Genomic DNA, 1,528 nt, shown 5'->3' on the forward strand with positions numbered 1-1,528 from the left:
GGAGTGCGGCCGCGCGGTGTTGTAGTCGGCGCGCCACAGGGCGATGGCGACGCGCGCCTGAGCCAGCGAAGTAAACAGCGTCTCGTTGAGCAGTTCATCGCGTAGTCGGCCGTTGAAGCTCTCGATGGAGCCATTATCCGGCATGTTGTTCTCGGTGCCATCGTTTGTTCGGTCGTCAGGTTTCGTTAAGCTTGGCGCATCCGGACCACGGGGCACCGGGAGCACGCAAGTGCGGGCAGCCCGTCGTATGCAGATGAACTGCGAGTTCGCGCACATTATCTGGCCGCCCCTACGACTCGCCCGGATGCGCTGCGAGCGCGGATCCGTATTTGTCGTGTTGCCCGCTGGGCTCCCTGTTCGTGACCAACGTTGGAGGGAACCGTGCGTATTATCGGGGACATACACCGCGTAGCCGCCGAGGTCGTGTCGTTGCTTGATGGCGAGATCGTCAAGCTCGGCCGCGTTCAAATGCTGCGCGATAAGCTCGAGGAGTTCGCCAGGAAGGAACTCACCCACGATGATCATGTGGTGGTCGAGGCGACCGGCAATGCCGCGGCCGTCGCTGAAGTGCTGTCGCCGTATGTGGATCGGATCGTGATCGCCAATCCCAAGCAGGTGCACATGATCGCGCACGCGAAGGTGAAGACCGACATGATCGACGCCACTGTCCTTGCGAAGCTTTATGCCTCGGGCTTTCTGCCGGAGGTCTGGGTCCCAGACCCTGAGACGCTTGCGCTTCGAAGACAGGTCACCAGGCGCACACAGCTGGTTCGCCAGCGTTCGCGGCTGAAGAACCTGATCCAGTCAATCCTCCACGCCCACCTGATCCCGCCGTGTCCGCATGGGAACCTCGTCGGGATCAGCGGGCGCAAATGGCTGGCGAGGCAAATATTGCCTGCCGATGAGCGCGCCGCCATCGAGCGCCACCTCGGCTTGATTAACCAGGTCAACGAGGCGTTGACGGTGGTCGAGGCGGATACCGCCGTACATGCCCTCCAGGATCCGACAATCCGCCGCCTGATGACGTTGCCCGGCCTCGACGTCACCGTGGCTGCGAGCGTTGCCGCGGCAATCGGCGACATACGGCGCTTCAGCGATCCACAGAAGCTCGTTGCCTATCTTGGCCTGCATCGCGGCCGTCGCCACCGCGCGCAAGCTTGCAATGATCATCTGGCACATGCTGAGCAAGGATACCGACTACATCTGGGCCCGGCCGGCCTTGCTTGCCCGCAAGTTCAGATCGGTCGAGCTGCGTGCCGGCCTTCCGACCAGCCACGCCAGACGCGGCACCGCCTTCGACTACAACATCCCGGCCAAGCGCCGAAGAACGATCCCGCGTCGAGAAGGCGGAAGCTGCCTATGCAGCCGCGACTTCCCGATGGCGAACGAGGCCGGAAAGGCCGAAGGCTGTGGAAAAGCCGCCGAATGAGAAGAACGGGCTATTCTACAACATCCGTATCCATCGGCTTGCCGGGCACAATGTAATGCCATTCGACGCGGTTCTGATCCGCCCAGGCGAGGATGCCGT

General features: G+C 62.5%; 2 pseudogenes. One reads left to right on the forward strand and one right to left on the reverse strand.

What is annotated here, in order from left to right:
* Positions 1 to 135 (reverse strand): annotated as a pseudogene (locus EN749_RS35565) (transposase); the annotation flags it as partial.
* 246 nt (positions 136 to 381) lie between these two features.
* Between EN749_RS35565 and EN749_RS35570 the strand changes: the two are divergent.
* A pseudogene (locus EN749_RS35570) lies at positions 382 to 1,361 on the forward strand (IS110 family transposase); the annotation flags it as partial.
* Positions 1,362 to 1,528 lie beyond the last annotated feature (167 nt).

The sequence above is a fragment of the Mesorhizobium sp. M7A.F.Ca.ET.027.02.1.1 genome (genome assembly GCF_004022985.1).
Taxonomy (GTDB): Bacteria; Pseudomonadota; Alphaproteobacteria; order Rhizobiales; family Rhizobiaceae; genus Mesorhizobium.